Annotated in this window: 24 protein-coding genes and 1 riboswitch; of the genes, 17 read left to right on the top strand and 7 right to left on the bottom strand. The window is 35.0% G+C overall.

What is annotated here, in order from left to right; genetic code table 11:
• Window positions 1-109 precede the first annotated feature (109 nt).
• The 7 genes from cobU (at window position 110) to ACHRV5_RS15115 (ending at window position 8,257) form a co-directional block, all read left to right on the top strand.
• Entirely contained in the window at window positions 110-619 is a 510-nt protein-coding gene (cobU, locus tag ACHRV5_RS15145; protein WP_395427317.1) for a bifunctional adenosylcobinamide kinase/adenosylcobinamide-phosphate guanylyltransferase, read from the top strand.
• Window positions 620-712: 93 nt separating this feature from the next.
• On the top strand, window positions 713-2,392 hold the full coding sequence (gene cobT / locus ACHRV5_RS15140) for a nicotinate-nucleotide--dimethylbenzimidazole phosphoribosyltransferase (RefSeq protein ID WP_395427316.1): 1,680 nt from the start codon (window positions 713-715) through the stop codon (window positions 2,390-2,392).
• Window positions 2,393-2,409: 17 nt separating this feature from the next.
• Window positions 2,410-2,850 carry an IS200/IS605 family transposase gene (gene tnpA, locus ACHRV5_RS15135; RefSeq protein ID WP_395427315.1) on the top strand — a complete coding sequence of 147 codons (441 nt, stop codon included), beginning with the start codon at window positions 2,410-2,412 and terminating at the stop codon, window positions 2,848-2,850.
• An 857-nt stretch (window positions 2,851-3,707) separates the two neighbouring features.
• A complete protein-coding gene (locus ACHRV5_RS15130; RefSeq protein WP_395427314.1) occupies window positions 3,708-4,505 on the top strand; it encodes an adenosylcobinamide-GDP ribazoletransferase in 798 nt (265 codons plus the stop codon).
• Window positions 4,490-5,032, top strand: coding sequence for an alpha-ribazole phosphatase (gene cobC / locus ACHRV5_RS15125; RefSeq protein ID WP_395427313.1), 543 nt, complete (start codon window positions 4,490-4,492; stop codon window positions 5,030-5,032). Before ACHRV5_RS15130 ends, cobC begins: the two co-directional genes overlap by 16 nt.
• Window positions 5,033-5,095: 63 nt before the next feature.
• Window positions 5,096-5,304: riboswitch (cobalamin riboswitch) on the top strand.
• A 26-nt stretch (window positions 5,305-5,330) separates the two neighbouring features.
• Window positions 5,331-7,184 carry a TonB-dependent receptor plug domain-containing protein gene (locus tag ACHRV5_RS15120; protein ID WP_395427312.1) on the top strand — a complete coding sequence of 618 codons (1,854 nt, stop codon included), beginning with the start codon at window positions 5,331-5,333 and terminating at the stop codon, window positions 7,182-7,184.
• Between the two features lie 5 nt (window positions 7,185-7,189).
• Window positions 7,190-8,257 (top strand): YncE family protein, encoded by a 1,068-nt coding sequence (locus tag ACHRV5_RS15115; protein WP_395427311.1) that lies wholly within the window; start codon window positions 7,190-7,192, stop codon window positions 8,255-8,257.
• 232 nt (window positions 8,258-8,489) lie between these two features.
• Here the strand turns inward: ACHRV5_RS15115 and ACHRV5_RS15110 are convergent, their stop codons facing one another.
• Complete coding sequence (locus tag ACHRV5_RS15110) at window positions 8,490-9,968, bottom strand: S41 family peptidase (RefSeq protein ID WP_395427310.1); 1,479 nt, start codon at window positions 9,966-9,968, stop codon at window positions 8,490-8,492.
• Between the two features lie 165 nt (window positions 9,969-10,133).
• Between ACHRV5_RS15110 and ACHRV5_RS15105 the strand changes: the two genes are divergently transcribed.
• The 4 genes from ACHRV5_RS15105 to ACHRV5_RS15090 are packed head-to-tail and all read left to right on the top strand — an operon-like array spanning window position 10,134 to window position 12,173.
• Window positions 10,134-10,643 carry an RNA polymerase sigma factor gene (locus tag ACHRV5_RS15105; RefSeq protein ID WP_395427309.1) on the top strand — a complete coding sequence of 170 codons (510 nt, stop codon included), beginning with the start codon at window positions 10,134-10,136 and terminating at the stop codon, window positions 10,641-10,643.
• A complete protein-coding gene (locus ACHRV5_RS15100) occupies window positions 10,630-11,088 on the top strand; it encodes a hypothetical protein (protein ID WP_047773899.1) in 459 nt (152 codons plus the stop codon). The genes ACHRV5_RS15105 and ACHRV5_RS15100 overlap by 14 nt, the downstream gene beginning before the upstream one ends.
• A 16-nt stretch (window positions 11,089-11,104) precedes the next feature.
• Window positions 11,105-11,632, top strand: a complete 528-nt coding sequence (locus ACHRV5_RS15095; protein WP_047773900.1) for a DUF4252 domain-containing protein — start codon at window positions 11,105-11,107, stop codon at window positions 11,630-11,632.
• Window position 11,633: 1 nt separating this feature from the next.
• The gene (locus ACHRV5_RS15090) at window positions 11,634-12,173 is read left to right on the top strand and encodes a DUF4252 domain-containing protein (protein WP_047773901.1); all 540 of its coding nucleotides are present in this window, start codon (window positions 11,634-11,636) and stop codon (window positions 12,171-12,173) included.
• A 61-nt stretch (window positions 12,174-12,234) separates the two neighbouring features.
• Here the strand turns inward: ACHRV5_RS15090 and ACHRV5_RS15085 are convergent, their stop codons facing one another.
• Window positions 12,235-12,696: an Lrp/AsnC family transcriptional regulator gene (locus tag ACHRV5_RS15085; protein ID WP_395427308.1), complete on the bottom strand. Its 462-nt coding sequence runs from the start codon at window positions 12,694-12,696 to the stop codon at window positions 12,235-12,237.
• Between the two features lie 114 nt (window positions 12,697-12,810).
• On the opposite strand from ACHRV5_RS15085, the gene ACHRV5_RS15080 reads away from it, so the two are divergent.
• From ACHRV5_RS15080 to yiaA, 4 genes are all read left to right on the top strand, one after another.
• Complete coding sequence (locus ACHRV5_RS15080; protein WP_395427307.1) at window positions 12,811-13,317, top strand: GNAT family N-acetyltransferase; 507 nt, start codon at window positions 12,811-12,813, stop codon at window positions 13,315-13,317.
• Between the two features lie 16 nt (window positions 13,318-13,333).
• Window positions 13,334-13,555, top strand: coding sequence for a YgjV family protein (locus ACHRV5_RS15075; RefSeq protein ID WP_117610259.1), 222 nt, complete (start codon window positions 13,334-13,336; stop codon window positions 13,553-13,555).
• A gap of 155 nt (window positions 13,556-13,710) precedes the next feature.
• The gene (locus tag ACHRV5_RS15070; RefSeq protein ID WP_395427306.1) at window positions 13,711-14,385 is read left to right on the top strand and encodes a TIGR02117 family protein; all 675 of its coding nucleotides are present in this window, start codon (window positions 13,711-13,713) and stop codon (window positions 14,383-14,385) included.
• A gap of 14 nt (window positions 14,386-14,399) precedes the next feature.
• Window positions 14,400-14,798 (top strand): inner membrane protein YiaA, encoded by a 399-nt coding sequence (gene yiaA / locus ACHRV5_RS15065; RefSeq protein WP_395427305.1) that lies wholly within the window; start codon window positions 14,400-14,402, stop codon window positions 14,796-14,798.
• A gap of 184 nt (window positions 14,799-14,982) precedes the next feature.
• Here yiaA and carB read toward each other — a convergent pair whose 3' ends face one another.
• On the bottom strand, window positions 14,983-17,838 hold the full coding sequence (carB, locus tag ACHRV5_RS15060) for a carbamoyl-phosphate synthase large subunit (protein ID WP_047773912.1): 2,856 nt from the start codon (window positions 17,836-17,838) through the stop codon (window positions 14,983-14,985).
• Between the two features lie 145 nt (window positions 17,839-17,983).
• Entirely contained in the window at window positions 17,984-18,145 is a 162-nt protein-coding gene (rpmH, locus tag ACHRV5_RS15055) for a 50S ribosomal protein L34 (protein ID WP_008464848.1), read from the bottom strand.
• A 166-nt stretch (window positions 18,146-18,311) separates the two neighbouring features.
• Here rpmH and ACHRV5_RS15050 point away from each other — a divergent pair, with 166 nt between their 5' ends.
• Entirely contained in the window at window positions 18,312-18,827 is a 516-nt protein-coding gene (locus tag ACHRV5_RS15050; protein WP_047773913.1) for a hypothetical protein, read from the top strand.
• A gap of 357 nt (window positions 18,828-19,184) precedes the next feature.
• Here ACHRV5_RS15050 and ACHRV5_RS15045 read toward each other — a convergent pair whose 3' ends face one another.
• Complete coding sequence (locus ACHRV5_RS15045; RefSeq protein WP_047773915.1) at window positions 19,185-19,853, bottom strand: alpha/beta hydrolase; 669 nt, start codon at window positions 19,851-19,853, stop codon at window positions 19,185-19,187.
• A 315-nt stretch (window positions 19,854-20,168) separates the two neighbouring features.
• On the opposite strand from ACHRV5_RS15045, the gene ACHRV5_RS15040 reads away from it, so the two are divergent.
• Window positions 20,169-20,453: a GNAT family N-acetyltransferase gene (locus tag ACHRV5_RS15040; protein WP_395427351.1), complete on the top strand. Its 285-nt coding sequence runs from the start codon at window positions 20,169-20,171 to the stop codon at window positions 20,451-20,453.
• 5 nt (window positions 20,454-20,458) lie between these two features.
• Here ACHRV5_RS15040 and ACHRV5_RS15035 read toward each other — a convergent pair whose 3' ends face one another.
• Together ACHRV5_RS15035 and ACHRV5_RS15030 are read right to left on the bottom strand one after the other, a co-directional pair.
• Complete coding sequence (locus ACHRV5_RS15035; RefSeq protein WP_230003070.1) at window positions 20,459-21,889, bottom strand: anion permease; 1,431 nt, start codon at window positions 21,887-21,889, stop codon at window positions 20,459-20,461.
• A gap of 20 nt (window positions 21,890-21,909) precedes the next feature.
• Window positions 21,910-23,061 carry a porin gene (locus ACHRV5_RS15030; RefSeq protein ID WP_395427304.1) on the bottom strand — a complete coding sequence of 384 codons (1,152 nt, stop codon included), beginning with the start codon at window positions 23,059-23,061 and terminating at the stop codon, window positions 21,910-21,912.
• Window positions 23,062-23,419: the final 358 nt, after the last annotated feature.

Below are 23,419 nucleotides of genomic sequence, written 5' to 3'. Positions count from 1 at the left end.
GTAAAAAGTGAATTGCAAATTACGGTTTAGTATCTCTTTCCATTTACATCTCACAAATAACATTTTACATTTTACAATCAACATCTCACAAATAACACCTCACAAAAAAATGATCTATCTAATTACAGGCGGCGAGCGATCCGGGAAAAGCAGTTATGCTCAAAATTTGGCTTTGCAACTTTCTAGTACGCCTATGTATGTTGCGACGGCAAGAAAATGGGATGCCGATTTTCAGAATAGAATCGACCGACACCAACAGGAACGCGACGAGCGTTGGACCAATATTGAAAAAGAGAAACATTTAAGCGAAATTGATTTCACCGGAAGCGTAGCTCTCATCGATTGTGTTACCCTATGGCTTACCAATTTTTTCGTTGATACTAAAAATGACGTTTCTTTATCTTTAGAAGAAGCCAAAGCTGAATTTGAAAAAATAGCCAATCAAAAAGACGCGACCTTGATCATTGTTACCAATGAAATTGGAATGGGCGTTCACGCAGAAACTCATATCGGAAGGAAATTTACCGAGTTGCAAGGCTGGATGAATCAATTTTTAGCTTCAAAAGCAGATGAGGTTGTTTTGATGGTCTCTGGAATTCCCGTTAAAATAAAAGGCTAGTTGTAGTAAATTCCAAATCTCAAATTCCAAATTCCAACGCATTTATTCGCTTTTTGGAATTTGGAATTTTTAATATTGTAATTTTACAAGCTTATGAGTTATTTAGACGATATTTTAAAATCACGTCGGGACACCCGACATTTCACCACAGAGGAAGTACCTGATGAAGTAATCAATAAAGCTTTACAGGCAGGGCATTGGGCTCCTTCTGTTGGTTTGACTGATGCTACGAAATACTACATCATCAGATCGACTGAGGTTAAAAGTGCCATCAAAAATTTATTTTTAGAGTATAATAAAAAAGCAGAGGCTCTTACAGACAATCCGGAGCAAAAAGAGCATTATAAATCGCTGAAATTAGAAGCGATTGAAGAAGCTCCAATTGGACTTATTATCGCTTATGACCGAGCAGTTCTAAATCAATTCACTATTGGAACGGTTGGCAGTAATGAAGCCGTTAAATTTAGTTCGGTTTGTGCCGCACAAAACATTTGGCTTTCGCTTACCGAACAAGGCTATGGGATGGGATGGGTTTCTATTCTGAACTATTATCAATTCAAAAAAATACTCGATTTACCGGAGAACATCGAACCCCTTGGTTATTTCTGCATCGGAAAACCGGCTACCAATTACGATAACCAGCCGATGTTGCAACAACTCAACTGGAAACAAAAATCGGAAGTACCTGATGTGATAGAAATTACTAATGTGCTTGAAAGTGTGGTTTCGAATCTTCAAATAAATCCACAATTAACATCTAAGGACCAATCGGATTTCACTACACTTTTACAGGAAAAAATCGATTCTAAAACCAAACCGATTGGTGCTTTGGGCGTTTTAGAAACCTTGGCCTTGCAAATGGGACATGTTTTTGAAACTTTAAATCCTAAAATAAAAAACCCAAATATCGTTGTTTTTGCAGCCGATCATGGAATTGCAAATCATGGTGTCAGTGCCTATCCACAAGATGTTACCCGCCAAATGGTTGCTAATTTTCTCGAAGAGGGCGCGGCAATAAATGTTTTCTGCAAACAAAATGACATTACATTATCTATCGTAGATGCGGGTGTGAACTATGATTTCCCAACAAATGCCAAATTAATAAATGCCAAAATTGCAAAAGGGACACAATCATTTTTACATGCTCCCGCTATGAGCGAAACGGAGCTACACTTGTGTTTTGAAAAAGGAAAATCCATTGTAAATGCTATCGCAGAAACGGATTCTAATTGCATTGGTTTTGGTGAAATGGGAATTGGAAACACCTCAACAGCGGCAGTATTAATGAGTCTTCTAACGGGTTTTCCGATCGAAGAATGTGTTGGAAGAGGAACTGGTGTTGAAGACGAAAAACTGATTCAAAAACAAAGCATACTAAAAAAAGCAATTGAGAATTATTCAGGTCAAACCGAAATGCAACAGCAATTGGCTTATTTTGGAGGTTTTGAAATTATACAAATGGCGGGTGGGATGCTCGCCGCATATGATCGTAAAATGTTGATTTTGGTTGATGGCTTTATTTGTAGTGTAGCGTATTTAATAGCTTCGAAAATAAATCCGAATATTAAAAGAAATGCCATTTTTTGCCACGTTTCAGCCGAGCAGGCCCATCAGAAATTATTAAATTATTTAGAAGCGAAACCTATTTTAAACTTAGATTTACGCTTGGGAGAAGGAACAGGTTGCGCGATTGCTCTTCCAATTTTAAAATCGGCAGAAGCTTTTCTGAATGAAATGGCTACTTTTGAAAATGCGGGGGTTAGCAAAAAGTAACTTTTAATATGTAGAATATGCCTTTTCTTAAAATTTATATTCATTTTGTTTGGAGTACAAAAAACAGGGTTCCTCACTTAAGTTCTTTCGAATTGCGAGAAAAAGTATGGAAACATATCAAAGTGAATGCCCAAGAAAAAGGAATTTACATTGATCACATAAATGGGTACTCAGATCATTGTCATTGTTTAATTTCATTAGGTGCCGATCAAAGTATTCAAAAAATTATGCACTTAATAAAAGGAGAATCCTCTTTTTGGATTAATCAAAATAAATTAACTAAAGAAAAATTTGAATGGCAAGATGAGTATTTTGCTATCTCCGTTTCTGAATCAATAGTTGATAAGGTAAGGCATTATATAAAAAACCAAGAATTACACCATAAGAATAAAACATTTCAAGAGGAATATGATGAGATCATTAGCAAATTTGGGTTTCAAAAAACAAATCCTAAATAAAATTTGGCTAAAGCCTTTTCTAATTTAAATTTTATAATCCTCCAGATAAATCTGGAGGCAATTCAATAAAAAAATACCTCTGACACAATCTATAAATTTATAATACAGTAAAAACAAATTGAATCGCAAAGAGTTATGCGCATAAAATTTGGCTAAAGCCCTTTTTAATTTAAACTTGGTAACCTCCAGATAAATCTGGAGGCAATTCATTAAAAAAATAGTCCCTAACATAAATCTATAAAGTTTACAGTACCGCAAAGACAAAATGAATCGCAAAGAGTCATGCGCATAAAATTTGGCTAAAGCCCTTTTTAATTTAAACTTGATAACCTCCAGATAAATCTGGAGGCAATTCATTAAAAAAATAGTCCCTAGCATAATCTATGAAATTTATAGCACTGTAAAGTCAAATAGAATCGCAAAGAGTTATATGCATAAAATTTGGCTAAAGCCCTTTTTAATTTAAACTTGGTAACCTCCAGATAAATCTGGAGGCAATTCAATAAAAAAATAGTCCCTAACATAAATCTATAAAATTTACAGTACCGCAAAGACAAAATGAATCGCAAAGAGTCATGCACATAAAATTTGGCTAAAGCCCTTTTTAATTTAAACTTGATAACCTCCAGATAAATCTGGAGACAATTCAATAAAAACATTTCAAATCACAAATAACCTTTTCTTTTACTATAATTTTACAAAAAACACACCAAATAGAAATCCACTAAAAATTCAGAAAAAACATTAATTTCAAAAAAAGAAAGCCTTTGTACAGATTCAATTGCCAACATCTTTAGATGTTGGTTTCATGAAAGTAATCAAACTGGCTTTAGCCAAATAACTACATACTCTTACCAATGAAAAAAGAACTCCATATATTCTTCACAGCACTCATGTTTTATACCCGGATTCCATGTCCAAAAAACATTGATCATAACCCCGATTATCTAAATAAAGCCACACGGTATTTTCCTTTGATAGGCTGGATTGTTGGAAGTATTTCCTTTTTGGCATTTTATGTTTTTTCTCTTTTTCTGTCGGTAGAAACTGCTGTGATACTCGCTTTTATTGCTTCTATATTAACTACAGGAGCTTTTCATGAAGATGGCTTTGCAGATGTTTGTGATGGCTTTGGCGGAGGCTGGACCAAGGAAAAAATACTACTCATTATGAAAGACAGCGCTATTGGTGCCTATGGCGCCATTGGTTTGGTTTTGCTTTTTTTATTAAAGTTCAAACTTCTTTCAGAATCTATAGTACTTTTTCAAATTCAGGATTCAATAGCACTTTTTCAAATTTTCTTATTGTTTATTTCAGCTCATGCTTTGAGTCGTTTGGCAGCGATTAGTATCATTTTCACTCATGAGTATTCACGTGATGATGCTTCAAGTAAAAGCAAACCCATTGCTAAAAGCAATACCTGGAAAGAAATTTTGGGTTCCTTTTTCTTTGGATTACTTCCTTTAATTGTGCTGTCCTATTTTAAATACCAGATTCTTTTGGTTCTAATTCCTGTTTTTTTGACCCGTTATTTTTTAGCGCGTTACTTTCAGAAATGGATTGACGGTTATACGGGTGACTGCTTGGGAGCTACGCAACAGGTGTGCGAAGTTGTATATTATTTAGCGCTTCTTTTTTTATGGAAATTTATTTAGTACGTCATACCGAAACGGTTTGCGAAAAAGGCATTTGCTACGGACAGTCTGATGTTGCTCTAGCAGAACCTTTTGAACTTATTTTTAAAAATATCCTTTCGCAATTGCCACAAGAAGCGATTCTCTTCTCAAGCCCTTTACAACGCTGTGTAATTTTAGCAAAACACATTCAAAACGAAATCAAAACCATTTCTTATCAGGAAGACAAAAGACTAATGGAAATGAATTTTGGCGATTGGGAAATGAAAGGCTGGAATGACATTCTACCCGAACAACTTAATCCGTGGATGGAAGATTTTGTGAATGTTCACGCTACAAATGGAGAATCTTTTATTGAATTACATGACAGAACCGGCGCTTTTTTATCAGAGCAAATTTCAAAAAAAGCAGAACAACCGATAATTGTTGTTACCCATGCAGGAGTCATCAGAAGCCTGCTTTGCCACCATACTTCACTCCCGCTGAAAGATGCTTTTCAGAATAAAGTCGATTTTGGACAAGTCGTCAAAATAAACCTACAGCTGTAAATTTGTTTTAGGAATTCACATAAAAAACAAACCAAATTTGAAAATTCAATAATTTTAACTTTATCTTTGCAAAAAATTTAAGGTTGTGTTACTGATTTATTTAGCACATTAAAAAGGGAATCAAGTAAAAACTTGAGCTGTACCCGCAACTGTAAGCTTAGTTCAGAAATGAATGCTTGTTGTTAACTACAAAACCACTGCTCGCTTTGGCGAATGGGAAGGTAAACAACAAGACGCGAGCCAGGAGACCTGCCTTTGTAACTAATATCGAACTCTCGGGAACAAGAGTGTAGAAATTATGACTTTAAAAAAACGATTGTCTTTTTGTTTGCTCTTATTGTGTCAGATCCTTTTGGCACAGAACGATTCTATAACAAAATTGAAAGAAGTGGTTGTTTCGGACACCAATCTTAAAAAATACTCGGGTACACAGTCTGTTCAAACCTTGAATGATTCGATTATCAATAAAAACGAGGCTTTGCTAACTGATTTATTAAATTATAATTCAACAATTTATTTTAAAGAGTACGGTCGCGGAATGCTTTCTACTGTTTCATTTAGAGGAACCAGCGCTTCGCAGACTGCCGTAATTTGGAATGGTATTAATATCAACTCTCAAATGAATGGAAGTACTGATTTTAATACAATCTCAGGTTCTGATTATAACTCTGTCACCGTAAAAGCAGGTGGAGGAAGTGTCATTTACGGAAGTGGGGCAATTGGAGGAACAGTACATTTAAACAACGATTTAGGTTTTTATGATCGTTTTGAAAACACCTTAAGATTAAATTACGGGAGTTTTAACACCATTGGAGTTAACTACAAAACAAATATTTCAAACAAAAAATGGAGCGCTCAAATTGGTTTTTCTAAAAATAGTTCGACCAATGATTACAAATATCTGGATCGATATACCTGGAGAGGAGAACAACGTTGGAATCAAAATGGAGAATACGATGTTTTTACAATGAGTGCCAATTTGGGATATAAGTTTGACGCTAAAAATAGTTTAAAATTATATAGCCAAACTTCTAATACAGATCGAAATACTTCTTTGATTACAGAAACGGATACTAAAAGCAAGTATATAAATGGTTTCAATAGAAATTTATTGGAATACGATGGCGATTTTGGGAAATTGAAAACAAATTTCAAAACCGCCTATATCTTTGAAAATTACCAATATTACGAAGATAATACAAAGGACTATTTTAGTTATGGTAAAACCGAAAGCTTGACAACAAAACTAGATTTAGCAGGCATACTATCTAAATCTATACAAATAAATGCTATCGTAGATTACAATCGAACGAAGGGATACGGAACTAGTTTCGGAGATCATATTCGTGAAATCTTTTCAACATCATTACTCTTGAAGCAGGATATCTCTGCCGTTTGGAGAAATGAATTTGGTATTCGAAAAGAATTTACAGACAACTATAAATCACCCCTTTTATTCTCTTTGGGTTCATTCTATCAGTTTAGTAAATTATACCAGCTAAAATTAAATTTGTCCCGAAATTTCAGAATTCCAACTTATAACGATTTATATTGGGACCAAGGCGGTAATCCAGACTTAAAACCGGAGAGTTCTTATCAGGCAGAAATTGGTAATATTTTCACTTTCAAAAACATTACACTTAGTCAGACCTTTTATTATATCAAAATAAAAGATTTACTGCAGTGGGTTCCTGGGCAAAATGGTATTTGGTCTCCACAAAACACAGCCAAAGTAGATAGTTATGGAGCAGAAACTCTGTTAAACTGGAAGAGCCATTTTGGCAAAAACTACTTTAGTGCAAACGCTACTTATGCCTATACAGCATCAAAAGATGGCGAAACCAAAAACCAACTTTTCTTTGTTCCATACAACAAAGTCACCGGATCTGTTTCTTACTCAAGAAATAAAATAACTGCTTATTATCAATTCTTGCATAATGGTTTTGTATACACAAGAGCGGATAACAATCCAGACGAAATAATAAACGATTATAGTGTTTCAAATTTTGGGATCGATTATGATTTCAAAATTTTACAAACGTTCAAACTTGGCTTTCAGATTTTAAATATTTTCAATAAAAATTATGAAAGTTATGAAGACAGACCTATGCCGGGTCGCAATTTTAATATGTATCTAACCTTAAAATTCTAAATATTATGAAATTTAGCAAACTGCTTTTAATAACACTCAGCATCTCTTTATTTGTTTCCTGTTCAAGTGATGATGACAAAAACAATGATACTAATGTTGAAATAGAGAGTCCGTATAAAAATGGCTTTTTCATTCTAAATGAAGGAAGTTTAGGACAAGGTTCTGTTTCGTTTTTAAGTAAAGACTTAAGCACCTTTACAAAAGATGCCTACACTTCAGCAAACCCAAAGGACTTGATAGGGAAATATGTACAAAATATTTTCTTTGATGGTGATAAAGCTTATATCATCTCTGGTGGATCTAATGTAATTAATGTCGTAAACAGATATACTTTTAAATTAATTGCTAAAATCGACTCAGGACTAGCTAAACCAAGATATGGTGTAGTAAAAGACGGAAAAGCATATGTTACCAATGCCAACACTTATTACAATTTTGAAAAACCATTAGAAAATCCAAATGGAAATATAGATGATTATATTGCTGTAATTAATTTGACCACTAATACTGTTGAGTCTAAAATTGAATTGAAAGCAACTGGTAACAGAATTGTATTAAAGGAAGGAAAACTATACATTACTGAACCTTATAATAACAATAACCTTTTGATCGTTGACATAGCTACTAAAACACTGGAGACTATAGCTATTGGTTCAAGTGCAGACACGATGGAAGAAGAAAATGGAATTTTATACATTCTGAGAGGCCCTTACGGAGCCAGAAGTGAAATTGTAAAAGTGAAATTATCTGACAAAACAACTACCAAAATTGCATTTCCGGAAAGTTTAGATGGAGCAGGATTTTTAGACATTTATGAAAGCAAAATTTATTATACAGCCGGGAGCTCCGTTTATGCAATAAATACTACAGCAACAACGCCCTCAACAACGGCAATTTTGACTTCTACTATTGGCTATCTATATGGTTTTGCAGTTAATAATAATTTCATCTATCTAGCTGATAGTGGAGACTATAAACAAGACAGTAAAGCTTACATTTACAATCTAGGCGGAACACTTCAAAAAGAATTAACGGTTGGTGTAGCACCAAACGGTTTTTACTTTAATAACTAAGAAAAACGTCTGATAAAATAATTCTGTAATTATTTTTCAACGTAATCAATTCATCCTTTATTATTATTTTATTTTTTTGGAACAAAGAGGTTGTCTAATTAAAAATTAGGCAGCCTCTTTTTATTTGGAGCTATTTACCGTAAGAACAAAAAAACACCCATAAAACTAATTTTATGGGTGTTTAATTAAACTATTTTTATCTAATAATGTATCTCTTACAATACGATCATCATTAATTTAATGTTCTCAAAAGCCCTTCTGGAGCTTTCTCAACATACATCTGATTTCCAATACCATTCATTGCTTTGGAATCGATGAAAGATCGAAGTGCCTTCCCTCTGTCCTGTTGCACTTTTTTAGCCGAAGCACCGGTAATTTTTGCAATGGCAGTATTTAATAAAGGCTCTGAAGGATCTCCTAAAACACCTAAATTAGATAAATACTCAAGTTGCTCATAAGCAGGTTTAAGACCATCTGTATATTCACCAAACCCTGTTGCATTAACAATTTTAAGAACCAAAGGCTGCATGGCGTATTTATGACTTGTATTAACTTTGTTTTTTGTAAATGTTTCGGAATCATATAATGTTACGGATCCAACATTTTTTCCAACTGTATAATCTCCAATTTGTACTACAGTAATATAAGGAACTAATCCATTTATAATTAATTCACTTGCAGACGCAGTTCCATTAGAAGTCAGCACATATACTTTGCTTAAACGCAAACTATTAATGGCTCTTCCGTTAATATTGTCTACAAACCTATTGTTTAAAGATTCCGAATCTTCCGTTTCAAGATAAGCGGTAAGCTTAGCGTTCCATTTTTCTTTAGCAAAAATCTGGTCTTTAAACTGCCCCGTAATCATACTGGCCAAACGTGTAGCAGTCTGAACCGATCCTCCTCCATTGTATCTCAAATCCAGAACTAAGTCAGTTACGCCCTGCGTTGCTAATTCCTCAAAAGCGTCATTTAACTGCGAATCATAGGTGCTATAAAAACCATTATACATCAAATAACCAATTTTATGGCTTCCTGACGTAATAACTTTATTGATCAAAATTGGATTTTCATTCAGCGTTGTCTTTACCAACGTAACCGATTTTCCATTTGATTCTATAACATTTCCATTGTATTGTGCTAAATTCAAAGTATAACTTTCTGAATCCAAAAGCAATTGTCTGTAATTAGAAGCGGTAAGCGGAGTACCGTTTACAGCCGTAAATAGATCGCCACGTTTGATACTTTTGCCCGAAGCGTCTGAACCCGGAACAACATAACGTACAAAACCTACCAGATCTGAATTGCTTTCTCCTTTATAACTCAACTTAAAATCAATTCCGGTACTTTTACTGGTTCCTTGAAGTTCTTGTTCTAAAACGCTATAATCCTTAACAATCCAACTGAATCGGTCAATTGCTTCTCCTTTAGGAAATTTACTCGCCGGTTTATTCAATAAATCCTGAAACAAATTCTCAGGCTCGGCATAACCACTCAAAAAAGAATTTAAGGCACTTTGCTTATTTCCGAAGCGCTCATCAGATAAATTAGGAACATCAGCCTGCCAAAGATAGTACTGATTTAGTCCTTTCCAGATAAAATCGTTTATCTGTAAATTTGCCGGAGCAGCAATGTCATCCTGGTCTTCACAAGATTGTAAAGAGAAGAGAAGTAAGCCTAATAATAGTAAACTTCTTAATATTGTTTTCATAAACTGGTATCTATATAAAAGTAATAACGTAAAAATACTATCTTTAGTTTTAACAATAGGTAGTTTAATTATCTTTTTTTTTATACTATTTTTTTTCAGTTCTGTTGTAACAAAATTAATTGTACCTCGTCTTCCTTTATATAAGCTAACCAATAACCCTGATTTATGAATCAAATTGTTTTCATAGAATTAATAAATCCTTTTAAAGACAAAGTATTTCGTCTGGCCAAAAGGTTGCTGACCAGCACTGAAGAAGCCGAGGATGCTACTCAGGAAGTTATGGTTAAATTATGGAATAAAAAAGAAAATTTAGAAACCTATTCCAATGTTGAAGCTCTAGCGATGACCATGACCAAAAATTATTGTCTCGATCAGCTAAAATCTAAAAGAGCCGGAAATCTTCAAATTGTACACAACAATTTTACAGACCGACAGCCACAATTAGATAAAAAACTCGAAGATGAGAACAGTTTAGAATGGGTAGAAAAAATAATCGGTCAATTACCGGAGCAATTACAAATATTAATACAATTGCGCGATGTTGAACAATATGAATTTGATGAAATAGCAAAAATTGTCAACATGAATGAAACGGCTATCCGGGTAGCCCTTTCGAGAGCGAGAAAAAAAATTAGAGAATCAATGCTTAATACACACCGTTATGGAATTAAATAGAATAGAATATATATTAGAAAAATACTTTCAGGGAGAAACTACTATTGCTGAAGAAAACGAATTAAAAGACTATTTTTCTTCACCAAATGTTGCGCAGCATTTGGAGCAATACCAACCAATGTTTGGTTATTTCTCTCAGGTAAAAGAGCAAAAATCGACGCAGGAGATTCCACTACAAACTAAAAAACGAAATGTTACGTGGTTATCAATTGCTGCCTCTGCTGTTATTTTACTGGGAATCGGGACCTATTTTTATGTAAGCGATAAAAACGCAACTCCGGTTGTAGCGCAATCAGAATTAGGAACCTACGACAATCCGGAAGAAGCCTTAGCGGCAACGCAAAAAGCCTTAGCCTTAGTGTCAAACAATGTGAATGTAGGTTTAGAAAGTGTACAATACATTCACGAATACGAACAATCAAAAAACAAAATCTTCAAACAATAATTTAAAATTTATAAAAATGAAAAATTTCATCATAACACTAGTTTTCACATTCGCTACCACTGTTTTTTATGCACAGGGTGCTTTTGACAAATTTGACGGTCAGGACGATGTGACCTCTGTAATTGTAAACAAAAAAATGTTCGACTTAATGAGCAAAGTAAAAGTCGATGCCAAAGACAAGGAAACGCAACAGTACGTTAACCTGATTAAAAAATTAGACTATCTAAAAGTATTCACTACCAAAAACCCAAAAATTGAAGCCGACATGAAAGCTTCTGCCGACAAATACATTAAAACTGCCGGTTTAGAAGAATTAATGCGCATAAATGACAGTGGTAAAAACGTTAGAATATTAATCAAATCAGGGGCCAGCGATACACAGGTAAGAGAATTACTAATGTATATTGACGGTGCTAAAAACGACGAAACTGTTTTATTATCTCTTACGGGTAATTTTGACTTAAACGAAATTTCAGTACTAACAGACAAAATGCAACTTCCTGGTGGTTCTGACCTAAAAAAAGCTTCTAAAAACAAAAAATAACATGAAAGTCAGCGTCTTTACCTCAGCCCTTTTAGCTTTACTTACTTTATTAAGTTGTAAATCTGAGCCTTCCTTGCAAAAATATTTTGTTGAAAACACAGATAACAAAAACTTCATTGCTCTTGATATCTCGCCTAGTATTCTAAACTTGGACAAAGCAAAACTATCTACAGAACAATCCGAAGCTTTAAACTCTTTTGACAAAATGAATATTCTTGCCTTTAAAGCAAATGCAACAAACAAGGCCGAATTTGAAACAGAAAGAACTAAAGTAAAAGCTATTTTAAAAGATCCAAAATATCAGGAACTGATGAAGTTTGGCTCCGGTAAAGAAGGCGCTTCTATAAGTTATGTGGGTACTGATGAGAACATCGAAGAATTTATCGTTTTTGCCAACAGAAAAGAAAGCGGATTTGCAGTAGTACGCGTTTTAGGAAAAAACATGAATCCAAATAACATCATGACGTTAATGTCGGTTTTACAAAAATCCAAAATTGACATGGAGCAGTTGAAACCCTTGGAACAGTTAATTAAAAAATAATCTTACTTTATTAAAACAGAAAAAGCTCCTAATTTGGGGCTTTTTCTGTTTTAATTCCTTTTTAAATACTAATACTATAATTCACTTTTACTCGATCCATTACCACATGAGTATAAAAATGTTTCAGATTTTTATTATCCAAAAGACACCTCTTTTGAAACACTTCAAAATGATGCATGTCTTTTACTTGTACAATTAATACAAAGTCATAACTCCCCGTCACATAATAACATTGAGACACTTCTTCGCAGTTTTGCATTCTAGTTTTAAATTCATCAATTGCTTTCGAACTACCATCAAGCAGAACAACATCTACGACACATGTTATCCCAATACCAATTGCCTCAGGAGATACAATAGAAATATCTGCTTCAATTATATTTTCCTCCCTCATTTTAGCAATTCTTCTTTGAACTGCACTCTGACTTAAATTTACTTTATGACTTAATTCTTCTGTTGTTATCCTGTTATTCTTTTGAAGAAAATGCAATATCCTTTTATCATACTCATCAAGTTGACGCATAATTAAACTATTTAAGCCCTAAAATTAAAAGTTTTATCCCACAAAAGAGACTACACAGCATAAAATAGTCAACATTTTGCTTCTAATTTTGTTTCTCAATTTAAACGAAAAGCGATGAAAATAGTAAACAGCACAATCGATGACATACCAAGCATCAAAACACTTTATGATGAAGCAATAGTTTATCAAAAAGAAAAAAAAGGAACACCTTGGCCGGATTTGCCAAAAGAAATTATAGCAACCGAGATTGCAGAAAACAGACAATGGAAATTAGTCCTAAACGATGAAATTGTATGCGTTTGGGTTACCACTTTTGACGATCCTGAAATTTGGAACGAAAAAAATGCAGACCCAAGTGTATATCTTCATCGAATAGCCACTAACCCAAATTTCAGAGGATTAAACATTATTTCAAAAGTTTTGGAGTGGACGAAAAATTTTGCCCTTCAAAACAACAAAAAATATGTACGATTGGATACGGCCGGTATAAATCCGGGATTGATTACCATGTATGTCAAAAATGGTTTCAAATTTATTGAAATCACCAAAATAAAAAATCCTGAAAAACTACCCGCACACTACCACAATGTTCCGGTCTGTCTCTTCGAAATAAAACTATAACCAAACCTAAATAACTATGCTATCACTAATCACGGACCTTATTGGTTATTTAGGAATAACGATCAATCTGTTTTCTATGTCTCTTAAAGGAGAAAGAAAACTAAGACTATTTTCTCTGATTGCCAATTCTATATACATCACTTATGGAATGCTTATTGGCGCTATACCTATTGTAATTGGCTCCTCTATAGCGGTGTTACTGCATACCTACAGACTACGAAAAATTAATTCTGATTAAAAAAAACAGCATCCTTCCGCTCATAAAAAACCGCTGCTTTTGCGGTTTTTTGTTATAAAAATTAAAAAGATTTTTCTTGACAATTCAGCGTATTATCATTTTGATATAAACTTAAATTAGTTACATTTGAAAAAAAAGAAATTAACATAATCAACTTGAAAAAAGCACTTAAAATCCTTTTAAAATCAATCTTATTCTTTTTAGGATTTATTCTACTCTATATCGCAACCGCCTTCGTACTTTCAAAAATAACTGTAGATAAAGAACCCGACACAAAACCCGAAGTTCAGATATTCATCCTGACCAATGGTGTTCACACTGATATTGTAATGCCGGTCAAAAACGACCAGATAGACTGGAGTCAGCAAGTTCAATTTAAAAACACAAAAGCAGCAGACTCTACCTATAACTATATCGCTATGGGCTGGGGAGACAAAGGATTTTATCTAGAAACCCCGGATTGGTCTGATTTAAGAGCCTCTGTTGCTCTAAAAGCTGCAACCGGATTAGGCAAAACCGCCATTCATGCCACTTATTACAGACAAATGAGATTGGGAGATGATTGCAAATCAATGATGATTAGCAAAGAACAATACAGCCGTTTGATTACCTACGTTACAGCCAGCTTTCAAAAAGACAGCTCGGGTAATTTCATTCCCATTAAAACAGACGCCAACTATAGCAGAACAGATGCTTTCTATGAAGCCAACGGAAGTTATAGTTTGACACACACCTGTAATACCTGGGCCAATAACGCTCTGAAAGCATCCGGTCAGAAATGCTGTTTCTGGACACCAATGGACACCCCAATTTTTTCGAAATACAACTAAATTAAATATAAAACATGGTACAAAAAACATCGAATGCCTTTATCGCGGCATCATGGGTCGCTCTTGGAGCTGGAACAATCGGATTTATAGTAGGACTTGCAAGAGCCGAAATGTTACTTAACGAAAAAGGATATTATTTCACCGTTTTAATGTTTGGTCTTTTCGCTGTAATCTCCCTGCAAAAAAGTGTCCGAGACAAACTGGAAAACCTTCCTGTAACGGATATTTATTACGGAATTTGCTGGTTCGGAACTCTTTTATCAATTGTGTTACTTGTCGTTGGTCTTTGGAACGCTACAATTCTCCCAAGTGAAAAAGGTTTTTATGCATTTGCATTTCTACTAGCTCTTTTTGGTGCCATTTCGGTTCAGAAAAACACCCGAGACAATATGTCTTTTAGCCAAAGTGAATAACACATACAACTAGCCAAAACAAAAGAAAAAACTCCATTTAGGAGTTTTTTTTATGCCTACTCTTACTTATAATTTCCGTTTAATTGCGTCGAAAATTATGAAAAACCAATTAGTGTTGACAATCCAATTACCACAAAAAAAGCCCCAATTACTTGGAGCCTTTTTTTATAATCACGATTTGAGTTTATTTACTCAAATACATTTTTCTTCTGGAGTACAATTCGTAGAATTGATCGTCTTTAAGATCGTCAATAAACAAGATACTTTCTCCTGTTGATTTCATTTCCGGTCCTAATGCTTTGTTTACATTATGGAACTTACTGAAAGAGAAAACCGGTTGTTTGATTGCATATCCTTTTAACTGTGGATTGAAATCAAAATCCGTTACTTTATTATGTCCTAACATTACTTTGGTAGCATAGTTTACATAAGGTTCTCCGTATGCTTTTGCAATAAACGGTACTGTTCTGGAAGCTCTTGGATTGGCTTCGATGATATAAACTGTATCGTCTTTTATCGCAAACTGAATGTTGATTAAACCTACCGTTTTTAAAGCTCTCGCAATTTTAATTGTATGGTCCTTAATTTGTTGCATCACGAATTCTCCTAAGTTAAAAGGAGGCAATGTCGCATTACTATCTCCCGAGTGAACTCCACAAGGCTCGATATGCTCCATAATTCCGATGATGTATACATTTCCGTCAGCATCACAAATCGCATCTGCTTCTGCTTCGATTGCTCCGGCTAAGTAATGATCTAAAAGTAATTTGTTCCCCGGAATCGTTTTCAATAAATTGATAACGTGTTCTTCCAGTTCTTTTTTGTTGATTACAATTTTCATTCCCTGACCTCCTAATACATAAGAAGGGCGAATCAATAATGGGAAGTCCAAAGTATCTGCCAAAGCTGAAGCTTCGTCTGCTGTTTCCGCAATTCCGAATTGTGGGAAAGGAATATGTAAATCTCTTAATAAATCAGAGAAACGTCCTCTGTCTTCGGCTAAATCAAGGGCATCAAAACTCGTTCCGATGATTTTCACTCCATATTTAGATAGTTTTTCCGCTAATTTTAAAGCAGTCTGACCTCCTAATTGCACAATTACACCTTCCGGTTTTTCGTGTTGAATAATATCGTAGATATGTTCCCAGAAAACAGGTTCGAAGTATAATTTATCTGCTGTATCAAAATCAGTCGAAACAGTTTCCGGATTACAGTTGATCATGATGGTTTCGTAACCACATTCTTTTGCTGCCAAAACTCCGTGTACACAAGAATAATCAAACTCAATTCCTTGTCCGATTCTGTTTGGTCCTGAACCTAAAACGATGATTTTCTTTTTCTCTGTTACTACACTTTCGTTATCTACATAACGCTCTCCGTTTGCTTTTTCGATTTCAGCCTCAAAAGTCGAATAGTAATAAGGTGTTTTTGCTTTAAATTCGGCAGCACAAGTATCTACCAATTTAAACACACGGTTCACCTTCATATTCATACGCAACGTATGCACTTCACTTTCCAGACAATTTACCATGTGCGCGATTTGTCTGTCGGCAAAACCTTTTTGTTTGGCTTCCAGCAATAACTCTTTTGGTAAATTAGAAACCTTATAGTTGGAAATTTCTTTTTCTAAAGTATAAAGTTCCTCGTATTGTTTCAAGAACCACATGTCGATTTTAGTAATCTCATGAATACGGCTCAACGGAATTCCCATTGCAATCGCATCATAAATTACAAAAACACGATCCCAACTTGCAAAAGTCAGTTTCTCGATAATTTGCTCGTAGTTTTTATATCCTTTTCCGTCGGCACCTAAACCGTTACGTTTTATTTCTAAAGATTGAGTTGCTTTGTGTAACGCTTCCTGGAAAGAGCGTCCGATTCCCATCACCTCACCAACAGATTTCATCTGAAGTCCAAGAGTTCTGTCAGCTCCTTCGAATTTATCAAAGTTCCAACGTGGGATTTTTACGATTACATAATCCAAAGTCGGTTCAAAAAGAGCCGAAGTCGATTTTGTAATCTGATTTTCTAATTCATCTAAATTATATCCTAAAGCTAATTTAGAAGCAATTTTCGCAATCGGATAACCGGTTGCTTTTGAAGCTAATGCAGAAGAACGCGATACACGAGGGTTGATTTCGATCGCCACGATATCTTCTTTTTCGTCCGGTGAAACTGCGAATTGTACGTTACAACCTCCTGCGAAGTTTCCGATACTACGCATCATCAAGATCGCATAGTCACGTAATTTCTGAAAAGTGGTATCGGATAAAGTCATTGCCGGTGCTACTGTTATAGAATCTCCGGTATGAATTCCCATTGGATCCATGTTTTCGATCGAACAAATGATTACTACGTTATCATTTTTATCTCTCAAAAGTTCCAATTCGTATTCTTTCCATCCCATTAAAGCTTTATCAATTAAAACCTCATGTATAGGAGAAGCTTCTAAACCGCGAGTCAAAAGCTCATCAAAATCTTCTTTTTTGTAAACAATCGCTGCTCCAGTTCCTCCCAGTGTAAAAGAAGGGCGAATTACTAACGGGAAACCAAATTCCTGCGCAATTTCTTTACCTTCTAAGTAAGAAGTAGCTGTTTTTGCAGGTGCAGTAGGCACATTAATTTTTTCTAAAAGCTGTTTAAACTGCTCTCTGTCTTCCGTAATGTTAATTGCATTTACATCAACTCCGATTAATTTTACTCCGAAATCTTGCCAGATTCCTTTTTCGTCGGCTTCCAAACATAAATTCAAAGCTGTTTGTCCACCCATAGTAGGCAAAACAGCATCGATTTGTGGATGCTCCTTTAGAATTTCAATAATCGATTTTGTAGTTAATGGTTTCAAATAAATATGATCGGCCATTGTTGGGTCGGTCATAATAGTCGCTGGATTTGAATTTATCAAGATAACTTCAATCCCTTCTTCACGAATAGAACGTGCAGATTGAGATCCTGCATAATCAAATTCGCAAGCTTGACCAATAACAATAGGGCCTGAACCTATTATTAAAACTGATTTTATTGATGTGTCTTTAGGCATTTTATTTGTATTGTGTAGTTATTATATTGTATTCAAAAACATCCGTAGTGCTTTAGAAACTAGAATGTTGCAATGTTTTTTACCGACAAGGTATAAAAAAAGGCGATACTAAAAAAGTAACGCCTTATTTATGTTTATAGAAACATTATTTCTTGTGTCTAGGTTCGCTAGAAACAGTCAATTTATGTCTTCCTTTAGCTCTTCTACGCGCCAGAACTTTTCTTCCATTCGCAGAAGCCATTCTGTCCATAAATCCGTGCTTATTTCTTCTTTTTCTTTTCGATGGTTGAAATGTTCTTTTGCTCATTGCTTTGTATCTTTAAAATGGTATCTAATATCTGTTTTCTGTTTTAGAATTTCGTTATCCCAAAACCGAGTGCAAATATACAAAGACTTTTTTTTCTGGCAAGTAGTTTTATAAAAATATTTTTAATTCCTTTTACTATCTTTGCAATCACAAATATACATCTATTATGTTTCACAGAAATATTAAACTTATTTTGGCCGGACTTCTAGTAGTCGCAGGCGTTTGGCAATTTACAGAGAACAATATCGGGAATGGTATTTTTCTTATTTTACTGACTGCAATCCCAATCTTTCTTTACTTTAAAAACGAATTTATCCTTTTAGCTTTCCTAAAATTAAGAAAACAAGATTTTGAAGGCGCTAAAAAATGGCTATCCTATATTAAAAACCCTGAAGCTGCACTGGTAAGAAAACAACAAGGGTATTTTAACTACTTACACGGAATCATGTTGTCTCAAACCAATATCAACCAAGCAGAGAAACATTTCAAAAAAGCAATCGAACTAGGATTGTCTATGGATATGGATTTGGCTGTAGCTAAATTAAACCTTGCCGGAGTTGCCATGTCACGCAGAAGAAAACTGGAAGCAACCAACTTATTAAACGAAGCTAAGAAATTAGACAAACAAGGGATGCTAAAAGAGCAAATCTCTATGATGAAAGATCAAATGAAGAAAATCTAACGAATTTCTTAAATTCCAAATTTTTAAAATCCCAAATTCCAATGAGTTTGGGATTTTTTTTTGGCTAATCTGAAATGTCTGATCTCAGATAAAAAACGTGAAACCTGAAACATGAAACATAAAACCCAAAACACTAAGCCCCAAAGTGTCAGGCTGAGCGAAGTCGAAGCCCTTTTTACCTAACGAGCGCGCTTCGACTTCGCTCAGCGTGACAGATTGGTTTTTCACTCCTTTCAGGAATCTGAGATTGGAATTTGGAATTTTTAAAAACCTGAAACATGAAACACCAAGCCCCAAAGTGTCAGGCTGAGCGAAGTCGAAGCCATTTTGGAATTTGGAATTTAAAAAAATTGGAATTTACCCCTTCAGAGGTTCCTGTATAATCAATGGCAAATTCTCATTAAGCCACTTGTACTTATTCAGAATCATAACATGGGTTCCTCCTTTTACTATGATGCAGCTTTTGATGTATTTTATAGGAAAAACATCATCCTGATCGCCGTGAATATGGATTACCTTTTCATCAATTTGGTTTCTGTCCCAAAGGATTACGGACTCTACGGCCCACTGCAGATAATGGAGATCACGTACTGACAAAAACTTCTCGTACAGTTTAATCCGTTTGTTTATTTTTTCTCCGAAAGAAAATTTAGCCAACTTTTCAACATTCAGCAACAACTGCATTGGAATTAATTTATAGGCTTTTGTCGTTTTCCCTATCTTCATTCTTTTCGGAAATTCGAGATTGCTTCTAACACTTGAAATAATAATTATTTTTCGGGCATTAATATGTCTGGCCATTTCCTGAACTAAAATACCTCCAAACGAAACGCCAATTAAAACAGGGTTCGGATGTGTTATCTTTTTAGTGATGCGAAGGGCATACTCCGATAAAGATTCTTTTGGAAGCGGGATCTCCCACTCCAACAAACACACTTCAAAAACAGAATCATCCAATTGAATTCTTTCAAAAATAGATGAACTTGCCGCGAGGCCGGGCATAAAATAAACCGGAATTTTACTCATTAGATAAACAGAAATTACAATTACGACTCTTCACTTATAAAAGTTAAAGTTACTTTTTTTTATAAACTCCAAGCAAATTTCAGACCGCAATCTTACGACCGAAATAAAATCTACTACAGCAAAGCACCAGGCTTTAGAACTGCTCCTTTAAAAAATAATTCATTATTGAAAATCAATTGATTACCTTTACATATGAAATAATTCACAATTAAAGATCTTATACAGATTTTTCTTTCACAACTATTTCGCCCCACGATTATTTGCTTTTAAACATGACTAAAACACATTACTACTATGGAACTACCTATTGAAACTATGGAAATCAAAGACAACACTTTTGCAAGACAATTTGAAACCATAGTCCCAGAAGGAATGCTTACTGTTGAATATTCTTTTCAGGAAAAAAAAATCTTCTTAACTAAAATCAATACACCCGACGGCTACGACAATCAAGCTGTAATTGATGGCTTACTGAAAAGTATCATGGAAATTATCATTGAAAAGAAATTCAGATTAATGCCTATTTCTCCAAAAATTGCTCAATTCATTAAAAAAAATCCAAAATACAAAGAACTACTTCCTCCGGGAATCCGAATTTAATCTTTTTAGAAATAACCGATCACCCGAAGCCATGCCCCACCGATCGTCATATAAATAAAAAGCATAACCAGTCCGGTCACCAAACCTTTTACCCACCAATCTTTCAGATCGACATAACCGCTCCCAAAGAAAACCGGTGCAGGTCCGTGACCATAATGGGTTAGTGTTCCGTATAGCGATCCTATAAAACCAAGCATAAAGGCCAAGAGTAACCCGGGAATTCCGAGCGAAACACCTACGCCCAGCAATGCCGCATACATTGCTGCCACATGCGCTGTGGCACTCGCGAAAAGATAATGGCTAAAGAAATACACCAATACAATAATCGGAAAAGCCATCTGCCAGCTTAATCCGCCAATTTCTGCTTTTACCAGATTACTAAACCAGCCAATAAACCCTAACTCGTTAAGCGAACTGGCCATCATGACCAAAACCGAAAACCAAACGATAGTATCCCAGGCTCCTTTTTCGGCTTTTACATCATCCCAGCTTAAAACGGAGGTTAAAAGTAAAATCACCAAACCGATAAACGCAGTTGTTGTGGCATCGATAGAAAACAAATCACCGGTCATCCAAAGAAATAAAAGAATAAAAAAGGTCAGCAACATCATCCATTCATTGCGTGAAATTGGACCCATTTCTTTCAGTTTTTGACTTGCAATTTGTGGTGCATCTCCCGTCTTTTTAAGTTCGGGCGGATAAATTTTATACAATACAAAAGGAATTACAAAGAAGGCCACCAAACCCGGTACAATAGCGGCTACGGCCCACGAAATCCAAGTGATTTTTATGCCTAAATTGAGTGCAAATTTTTGACACATCGGATTACTCGCTGTTCCTGTTAAAAACATAGACGAAGCAATCAGATTCATATTATAACTGTTTAATGTCAAAAATGCGCCTAGTTTTCGGTGTGTATCCGGTTGATCGGGCATTGAACCAAAACTCATTGACATTGATTTCATAATCGGATAGATGATTCCTCCTCCTCTTGCTGTATTACTGGGTACCGCCGGCGCGAGAACCAAATCTGCCAAACCTAAACCGTACGCCAGCCCAAGCGAACTTTTACCAAATATTTTGATAAACAAAAAGGCAATTCTGTTTCCCAGACCTGTTTTAATAAATCCTCTGGCGATAAAAAAGGAAATTCCAATCAGCCAGATTACTTTATCACCAAAACCCTTCAAGGCCAATGTGATTGACTTACCGGCATCTCCGGGTGCTAAAACCTGTGAGAAAGCCGTCAATGCAATGGCGATCATACACATCGTTCCCATTGGTGCCGCTTTTAAAATAATACCGAGAATCGTTGCCACAAAAATGGCAAACAAATGCCAGGCTTCTATCACAACACCCTCCGGTGCCGGAATCAACCAAATTGCTATTCCAACTGCCAGCGTAATTAAGATCTGAGGGATTTTTACTTCTTTCATAAGGTGAAAATTAGATTGTATTAAAGTCTGCATTGAAACTGTATAATAAACAAGTTATCATTATACATCGTCGTATCCGGAATATTTTTATCAAAGCGGTCTATTTCAAACCCCATTTCAATTCTGCCGGTATAGGCTTTTCCAAACTCCAGACTGATCATTGGTGTATAGGTTTGACGAACATTAGAATCCAATTTAAAACTGGTGTCGAAAGATTCATAACGGCAGGATAATTCTAAGGAACTCAATTTTTTATAATTAATGCGATACCTCAAATTCGGCATTATATAATAGCCTCGCATCTGATAATCATTCGCATTTTTGGTTCTGGCCTCAGCGGGTAAGGAGAAATACAAATTATGATTGGTTCCCTGTTTGTATTCTATTTGAAGATCAAAAGTAAACGCATCATTAAGTACAAAATCACTGGTAATATCGGCTCCCAGAGCAAAAACATCCTGATCGAATACTTTTCCGCTTCCGCCGTTTAAGCCTAAGTTAATCTTATGGAGTTTAGACAATCCAAAAACCAATCGTGTCGAATAGAGTTTTCCGTTGTCTTTGTCTTTTTCCTGATTCTTTCCGTTGCCGTTTAAAACAGAAACCGCATAACTTACGGGTACTTTCCCAAGATCAAAAGAACCTGTTGCCGAGGCTCCGATTTGAAAACTCGTCCAACCGTTTTTTCCAAATTCATAATATTGATTAGAAAAATCAAAAGACTTGATGATGTCAACGGGAACCAATTCTTCAATTCCAAAAGCGGGACGAAACTGTCCTCCCGTTATCGCAAAATATTTATTGAAAGTATATTTTGCGTAGGCATTTTCGAGTACTTTGGTTTTGGGATCTGATTTAAAATCAGCGAGATTTACTAAAATTGCCACTTCTGTATTTTCGCTTAGTTTGGTATTAAGTCCAACACGCATTCTTTTAATATCAAAAGACGATTGTGTAACCTCTCCTGTAGAATGATGAAGCCCGAGCACATCCACATTATCCGAAAGTGCTCCGAGAAACCGAGCCTGAAAAAGTCCTTTAAATTGAAACTGTGGATATTTAACAACGGCATCAGAATTGGTCGTTGCCTGATTTACATCGGTCTGGGCATTTGTAAAAAAAGGGAGTAGTAAAAAAATAAAAGCAATTCTGATTCTTAAAAATTTCCTCATAAAGTAACATACTAAAAATTAGACTTTCAACTAAAAAATGTACTCTTTAAAACTTTCGATTATTTATGCTTCTTCAAAACACCTCTGTTTTTTGACTTTAAAAAAAAGTTGAAACCGCAGCTTAATTAAAATAACACCCGACAAAACCAAAGCCATTCATACCGTAACAGATTGCGAAAACACTGAAGTTCTACGCAACTAAACCTACATAATAAGTACAAACACCATCGCTTTTTTCGTATTAATAAATCGTTAAATTCGAAATGCCCTACTAAGATATAAAAAAACATTCCATGTATAACATTGCTCCGTAACTTTCTGTTTTTACAGAAAAAACTGCAAAAATCATTCTAGCTGT

Origin of the sequence: Flavobacterium sp. FlaQc-52 (assembly GCF_044007495.1) — a bacterium.
Taxonomy (GTDB): Bacteria; Bacteroidota; Bacteroidia; order Flavobacteriales; family Flavobacteriaceae; genus Flavobacterium; species Flavobacterium cupriresistens.
This window is presented reverse-complemented; position numbering and strand designations above follow the sequence as displayed.